Source organism: Cupriavidus consociatus (assembly GCF_017814975.1).
In the GTDB taxonomy this organism is placed as follows: Bacteria; Pseudomonadota; Gammaproteobacteria; order Burkholderiales; family Burkholderiaceae; genus Cupriavidus; species Cupriavidus consociatus.
This window is the reverse complement of sequence record NZ_JAGIQA010000078.1, coordinates 1-6,634: the sequence shown is the minus strand read 5'-3', so window position 1 is coordinate 6,634 and position 6,634 is coordinate 1. Positions and strand designations below refer to the sequence as shown.

Here is a 6,634-nt window from a genome sequence, read left to right as displayed (position 1 = left end):
CGTCAGCGCACCACTGCCGGTGAACGCCAGCCATGGGCGCTCGCTCTCCTCCCCCTCCCGCGTCAGCGGGTTAGTACAACTTCAACTATGCCGCATCGTTAACTATGGTTGATTTGGACAAAGCGATGGCAAATTCAAGGCGACTGAACGGAAAGGCGTTCGGCATAGTCTAACCAATGTCCGCCCGCTTTTAAGAGAGGCGTAGCAGGTCATGGAGAAGTTGTGCCAGAAAACGCGGTCGCACTCGCTCGATGCGCCCGAGGGACCCTTGGCTGAACACCTCGGTGCATTTGAACGTCTGCTCAACGAGCAAGGTTATGCGCGGGAATCTGTTCGCAGACACTTGCGTCTCATTGCCGATTTCAGCTTGTGGCTCAAGCACAAGAAGATGTCGATCGAGGAAGTCACGCACGAAATTGCGGAGCGTTACTTACACTACCGAGCACATCACCGATGTCCTCGCAAGGGCGCAAGATATGCACTAAGACGCTTTGTGCAATTACTCCAAGAGAATGGATCCCTTGCAAAGGAGGCTCCCGTTGCGCAGACACCTGTTGAAAAGTTGGTAGACGAATACTCTTTGTATCTGCATCAGGAACGAGGCCTGGCTGCCACGACGATTAGGAGATATCGGTGGTGTGTGCGTTTGTTCTTAATGAAGCAATTCGGTGACGGGGCGGCGCGGCTCTCGGATCTCAGGGCCCAAGAGATCATCTCATTTGTTCAGAATGAGGCCGTTCAATGTCCCACGCGAGCGCAATCGATGGCAAAGGTCTTGCGCTCGTTCTTGCAGTATGCTCGTTACCGAGGCTCTATCAAGCTTGACCTCGCTGGGGTGATCCCCTGGGTAGCCCACTGGTCTATGGCGTCAATTCCCAGAGCAATATCCCCTGAATATGCCAGCCGAGCATTGGCCAGTTGCGATCGTCGTCGCCCCGTCGGCCGCCGGGATTACGCGATTCTGCTCCTCCTTGCTCGGCTAGGATTGCGTAGTGGTGAGGTGGTGTCCCTGACATTGGATGACATCGATTGGGAAACCGGTACGCTGAACATTCACGGAAAAGGCGGTCAGGAATCGTCGTTGCCTTTAGTCGCGCCGGTAGGTAAAGCAATCGTAGACTATCTGAAAAACGGTCGCGCCTATTCTGAGAGTCGCAGTCTCTTCCTGCGTATAAACGCGCCGATTCGTGGCTTTAAGACGGAAAAAGCAGTACGCAATGTGGTCCAATACGCCTTGGAGCGGGCGGGTATCGATTCGCCGAGAAAAGGGGCGCATCAATTCCGGCATGCGTTAGCGACGCAGATGCTGCGTCAAGGATCCTCCCTGGCCGAGATCAGCGAGGTCTTGCGCCACAAGAATCCCGAGTCGACGAGAATATACGCTAAGGTCGATCTGGATTCACTGCGTACCTTGGCGCTTCCATGGCCGAGCACCAGACCATGAGTACGTTACGCAAATCAATGCAAGACTACCTGACGATGCGCCGTCATCTGGGATTCAAACTCCATGAAGCTGGCCGCCGTCTGGAAGACTTCGTCTCCTTTATGGAACAACGTCGGGCGTCTCGCATTACCACGTCGCTGGCCTTGACCTGGGCACAAAAATCCCCGACGGTTCAACTGGCGATCTGGGCTCAGCGGTTAGGTGTGGTACGTGGCTTTGCACGCTATCTGAATGCGTTCGATCCGCGCACAGAGATTCCACCAGCCGAATTGTTACCACGCCGATATCTTCGGCGCGCTCCCTACCTTTACACCGATGAGGAAACCGAGCAGATATTGGCTGCAGCGCTGGCCCTTCCTCCGGCATCGGGACTACGGCGGTGGACTTATTTTACGCTAATAGGCCTGCTAAGCGTTACGGGATTGCGACCCGGTGAAGCAGTCAAACTGGAGCTTGAAGACGTCGACTTGAGAGAGTGTGTGCTGACAGTTCGGGGAAGCAAATTTGGCAAGTCGAGATGGGTTCCTATTCATTCCTCCACCCGAGATGCACTTGCAGCCTATCTTCGACGTCGTGAGCGATGTCTTGCTGGGCGCCCGGAAACCCATGTGTTCATCACTTCGCAAGGCAAGCCTCTCAGTGGAGATATGGTCTCCCACACTTTTACGGCGCTGACACGAAAAATTGGTCTACGCGATTCCTCAACAAGGCGCGCGCCGCGCCTGATCGACTATCGCCATTTATTTGCGGTCACGACGCTTGTGAGGTTAGACCGATCGGGTAAAGATCCGCAGCGTTGGTTGCCGGTGCTGTCGACCTTCCTCGGGCACCAGTGGACGAGCGATACGTACTGGTACGTAGAGCAGCACCCAGAGCTCATGAAGCAGGCGATGAAGCGCCTGGAGTGCCGTTGGAAGAATGTGTCATGAAATCTACTGTCAGCTTCCCAACATTAGTGCAGAGGTTCTTTACAGAGCGTCTCATGCAGCAGCGGCAGGCCAGTCCGCATACCATCAGTTCATATCGGGACACGTTCAGGCTGCTGCTTCGCTTTGCCTACAAGCGTTTGCACAAAACACCGGATCATCTGGCATTCGAGGACATCAACGCGCCCCTCGTGACAGCGTTTCTGAATGATCTGGAGCAAACTCGGGCCATCAGCGCTCACACCTGCAATCTGCGTCTGACTGCGATCCGCTCGTTCTTCCGTTACGCGGCCTTCGAGGCACCCGCATATTCCGCGCAAATTCAACGCGTGCTGTCGATGCCCGGCAAACGCTACAATCGCGCGCTCATTCACTTTCTGACGCAGCCGGAAGTCAAGGCGCTGCTCGCTGCACCGGATCAACGCGCCTGGAGTGGACGCCGCGATCACGCTTTACTCCTACTGGCAGTAGAGACAGGCCTGCGTGTGTCGGATATGACCGGCCTCAAACGCGAGGATGTGACCCTTGGCACAGGCGCGCACGTTGACGTTGTCGGTAAAGGCCGCAAACAGCGCGTTACTCCATTCAGCAAACAGACCGCCACCGCTCTCAAAGCCTGGATGAAAGAGTCTGGCATGTCCGACGGCGACGCACTCTTCCCGAGCGTTCGAGGTGGCCATCTCAGTTCGGACGCGGTACAACATCTCCTGAAGAAGTACACAGCGCAGGCTGCCAAGGGATGTCCTTCGCTGCGAAAGAAACGGGTAACGCCGCATGTGTTGAGGCACTATATGCCCTTCCTGACTATGTCTTGTAATCGAACGATGTTCCTATTTCATAGGCAAACGGCTGCACAGAGATAGAGATAGTCTGGACTCCTCCCATCAGCCCCAGTGCATCTGGAAAGGAGTCCATCATGAGATACAGCATCCATGACCGTGTCGCGCCAGAAGGCCCGCTCTCGGCCCATATCGTCGCCTTTGCGAACTCGATCGCTGCGCAGGGATACTGCACGCAGTCACTGAAGTACCACGTTCGGCTCGCTACAGGTTTTAGCCGTTGGCTGGGCCGAAACGGAATTGACTTGCATAACGTCTGTCCGGCTCACTGCGAGCAATACTTACGTTATCGTGCGCGGCACGCGCGACCGGCTACGGGAGACCGTGCTGCGCTCAGGCATCTCATCGCCTTTCTCGATCGTGAGAGGCTGATTTCGGCGCAGAGGATGCCCGCGCGTCGGCTTTCCCCGATAGAGTCCTGTACCCTGGCTTACATTGAGTATCTGCACGAGGCGCGCGCCCTGTCCAAAGCGACGATCGTCTACTACGTGCCGTTCATTAGGGAGTTTCTCGAACATTGCTTTGATGACGGGCGCGTCAGGCTTTCGCGTTTGCGTGCTGGCGATGTCGTGAGCTTTGTCCAATGTCAGGCACCGCGTCTGCATCTGAAGCGCGCGAAGCTGATGACTACCGCGCTGCGATCCTTTCTACGTTACGCGCGCTTTCGGGGCGACATGGCCCTCGATCTGGCTGCCGCTGTTCCTGTCGTGGCCAACTGGTCGATGCAGTCCATCCCTCGCGGGATTCCGCCAGAGCAGATTCAGCAACTGCTGGTCAGCATTGATCGACGGACTGCCGTTGGTCGTCGTGATTACGCCATCATCCTGCTCCTTGCGCGCCTAGGACTGCGTTCTGGGGAGGTGGCATTTCTCGAGCTCGAAGATATTGACTGGAACACAGGAGTTTTAAGCGTGCGCGGCAAGAGTGGCCAGCGTAACGGGCTGCCTTTGCCCGCCGATGTTGGCAAGGCGATTGCAGCATACCTTCGATACGGGAGACCGCAGAGCACCAGTCGCCGTGTATTTTTGCGTGCCAAGGCGCCTATCACCGGCTTTCGTAGTTCGTGTGGCGTGGGCTCCATCGTTCGGCATTCGCTCCAGCGCGCCGGTATCAACGCCCCAACAACTGGGGCGCACCAGTTTCGTCATGCACTGGCCAGCCAGATGCTCCGTCACGGCGCGTCACTCAGTGAAATTGGTGAGTTGTTGGGACATCATCATCCGCAGACCACGAAGATCTACACGAAGATCGACATAGAGGCATTGCGTACGCTGGCCGTACCGTGGCCGGGAGGTGTGCAATGAACACGCTGCGGCAGGCCGTTCAGGAGTATCTGGACCTCAGGCGGAGCTTGGGCTTCAAGCTTAGAGAGGCCGGCAAGGCATTGCCTGATTTCGTCGCGTTTATGGAGAAGCACCGCGCTTCCGTCATCACCCAGGCATTGGCTCTTATGTGGGCCCAGCAACCTTCCAACGTCCAACCCGCGCACTGGGCGCGACGACTCAGTATCGTGCGCGAGTTTGCACGCCATCGTAGTGCGACTGACCCACGCACACAGATTCCTGCACCGGGTCTGCTGCCGTTCTCGCCGAAGCGGGCCCGACCATACCTATACTCGAGCGACGAGATTCGCAGACTACTCCATGCTGCGCTTCAGATACCTTGCCGCTACGCGCGCGACGAACTGCAACCATGGACCTATTACTGCCTGTTTGGCTTGCTGAGCGTATCGGGCATGCGTCTGGGCGAAGCGCGCAATCTTGAGCTTCAAGACATCGATCTGACGGCGGCAATATTGACGATTCGCGGCGCCAAACTTGGCAAGTCCCGGTTCGTTCCAATGCACGCGTCGACCTGCAAAGTGCTCGAAGACTATATTGCACGACGCAAACGCCACTGGGCAGGGCGACCCGTGTCCTCCTACTTGTTCGTGTCTAACCAAGGCAACCGTCTGGATAGTGGCGAGATTCATCGACACTTCTATACATTGTCCCGGCAGATCGGTCTGCGTGGCGCAGCCGACAGTCACGGGCCACGTCTGCATGATATGAGGCACGTATTTGCGACGAATTCGCTTTTACGCTGGTATCGTTCCGGACAGGACCCCGAGCGCCGCCTGCCCATCCTGTCAGCTTACCTCGGTCATGTCCACATCGCGGATACGCAGTGGTATCTGAACGCCTCACCGGAGCTGATGCGCGAGGCGATGCGCCGTCTCGAACAGCGCTGGGAGATTCAACCATGACTACTACCGCCAGCCTCGCTCCGTTGCTGGAGCGCTTCTTTACGCAACGCCTGATGCAGCAGCGTCAGGCGAGTCCCCACACGATCAGTTCCTATCGCGATACCTTCCGTCAATTCCTCAAGTTTGCACAAGAACGCCTTCACCGGCAGCCTTCACGCATGAATTTCGAGGAAATCGATGCCCCTTTGATCGTTGCATTTCTCGACTACCTGGAGAAGCGTCAGGGCGTGAGCGTTCGCAGTCGAAATCTTCGCCTCACGGCAATTCATTCCTTCTTTCGTTACGCGGCGCTCGAGACGCCGGCTCATTCCGCTCAAATCCAGCGGGTGCTCGCTATCCCCAGCAAGCGCTTTACCCGCACCCTGGTGCAATTCCTGACTCGTCAGGAAGTCGATGCCCTGCTTGCCGCACCGGACCAGCGTACCTGGTCCGGCCGACGCGATCACGCCTTTTTGCTGGTCGCGGTGCAAACTGGCCTGCGCCTGTCCGAGATGACTGGACTCAACGCGATGACCTTGTTCTCGGAGTCGGTGCCCACGTGCGCGTGATTGGCAAGGGTCGGAAAGAGCGTTGCACACCCATCGTCAGATCCACGCTCACAGTACTGAAAGCCTGGCTCCGTGAACCCCAGCGCGGTGAGGGTGACGTGCTTTTTCCAAACGCGAGGGGCGAACGTCTCACTGTTCATGGCGTGCAGTATCTGCTAAACAAGCATCGAGAGACCGCGTCAATAATTTGTCCGTCGTTGAAGCACAAACAGGTCACCGTTCACCGTTTGAGGCATACGATGGCCATGGACCTTCTGCAGGCGGGCGTTGATCGTTCCGTGATTGCGCTGTGGCTCGGGCATGAATCGGTGGAAACCACGCAGATCTATCTCGAAGCGACACTTGCGATGAAGGAGCAGGCTCTCGCGAAGACATCTCTCGCTCACGGCAAGCCAGGACGCTACCGGCCGACGGATCAACTTCTCGGCTTCCTGAATGGACTGTAGAGCCAAGAAGCTATGTCGGGTAATGACGGACGGAATGGCTCTACAACACGTAGCCCGGAAGCTCATCCTCATTACAAGACATAGTCAGGAAGGGCATATAGTGTCGCTAGTACTAACCCGCTGACGCGGGAGGGGGAGGAGAGCGAGCGCCCATGGCTGGCGTTCACCGGCAGTGGTGCGCTGACG

The 6,634-nt window shown here is 57.0% G+C and carries 7 protein-coding genes; all 7 read left to right on the top strand.

Going from position 1 to position 6,634, the window contains the following annotated elements; all coding sequences use genetic code 11:
- Nucleotides 1–268: 268 nt before the first annotated feature.
- The 7 genes from J8I82_RS36985 to J8I82_RS39500 are packed head-to-tail and all read left to right on the top strand — an operon-like array spanning nucleotide 269 to nucleotide 6,448.
- The gene (locus J8I82_RS36985; protein ID WP_209765512.1) at nucleotides 269–1,444 is read left to right on the top strand and encodes a site-specific integrase; all 1,176 of its coding nucleotides are present in this window, start codon (nucleotides 269–271) and stop codon (nucleotides 1,442–1,444) included.
- Entirely contained in the window at nucleotides 1,423–2,373 is a 951-nt protein-coding gene (locus tag J8I82_RS36980) for a tyrosine-type recombinase/integrase (protein WP_245180622.1), read from the top strand. The genes J8I82_RS36985 and J8I82_RS36980 overlap by 22 nt, the downstream gene beginning before the upstream one ends.
- Nucleotides 2,370–3,233, top strand: a complete 864-nt coding sequence (locus tag J8I82_RS36975; RefSeq protein ID WP_209765510.1) for a tyrosine-type recombinase/integrase — start codon at nucleotides 2,370–2,372, stop codon at nucleotides 3,231–3,233. Before J8I82_RS36980 ends, J8I82_RS36975 begins: the two co-directional genes overlap by 4 nt.
- 53 nt (nucleotides 3,234–3,286) lie before the next feature.
- Nucleotides 3,287–4,513, top strand: a complete 1,227-nt coding sequence (locus J8I82_RS36970; RefSeq protein WP_209765508.1) for a site-specific integrase — start codon at nucleotides 3,287–3,289, stop codon at nucleotides 4,511–4,513.
- Entirely contained in the window at nucleotides 4,510–5,454 is a 945-nt protein-coding gene (locus J8I82_RS36965; protein WP_209765506.1) for a tyrosine-type recombinase/integrase, read from the top strand. Before J8I82_RS36970 ends, J8I82_RS36965 begins: the two co-directional genes overlap by 4 nt.
- A complete protein-coding gene (locus J8I82_RS39505; RefSeq protein ID WP_336620936.1) occupies nucleotides 5,451–6,002 on the top strand; it encodes a tyrosine-type recombinase/integrase in 552 nt (183 codons plus the stop codon). The genes J8I82_RS36965 and J8I82_RS39505 overlap by 4 nt, the downstream gene beginning before the upstream one ends.
- Nucleotides 5,993–6,448: a tyrosine-type recombinase/integrase gene (locus J8I82_RS39500; protein ID WP_336620935.1), complete on the top strand. Its 456-nt coding sequence runs from the start codon at nucleotides 5,993–5,995 to the stop codon at nucleotides 6,446–6,448. Before J8I82_RS39505 ends, J8I82_RS39500 begins: the two co-directional genes overlap by 10 nt.
- The last annotated feature ends 186 nt before the right edge of the window (nucleotides 6,449–6,634 follow it).

Coding starts and splice junctions, on each gene's coding strand:
- J8I82_RS36980 (WP_245180622.1), top strand. CDS start 1,423: ATGGCCGAGCACCAGACCATGAGTACGTTACGCAAATCAATGCAAGAC.
- J8I82_RS36975 (WP_209765510.1), top strand. CDS start 2,370: ATGAAATCTACTGTCAGCTTCCCAACATTAGTGCAGAGGTTCTTTACA.
- J8I82_RS36970 (WP_209765508.1), top strand. CDS start 3,287: ATGAGATACAGCATCCATGACCGTGTCGCGCCAGAAGGCCCGCTCTCG.
- J8I82_RS36965 (WP_209765506.1), top strand. CDS start 4,510: ATGAACACGCTGCGGCAGGCCGTTCAGGAGTATCTGGACCTCAGGCGG.
- J8I82_RS39505 (WP_336620936.1), top strand. CDS start 5,451: ATGACTACTACCGCCAGCCTCGCTCCGTTGCTGGAGCGCTTCTTTACG.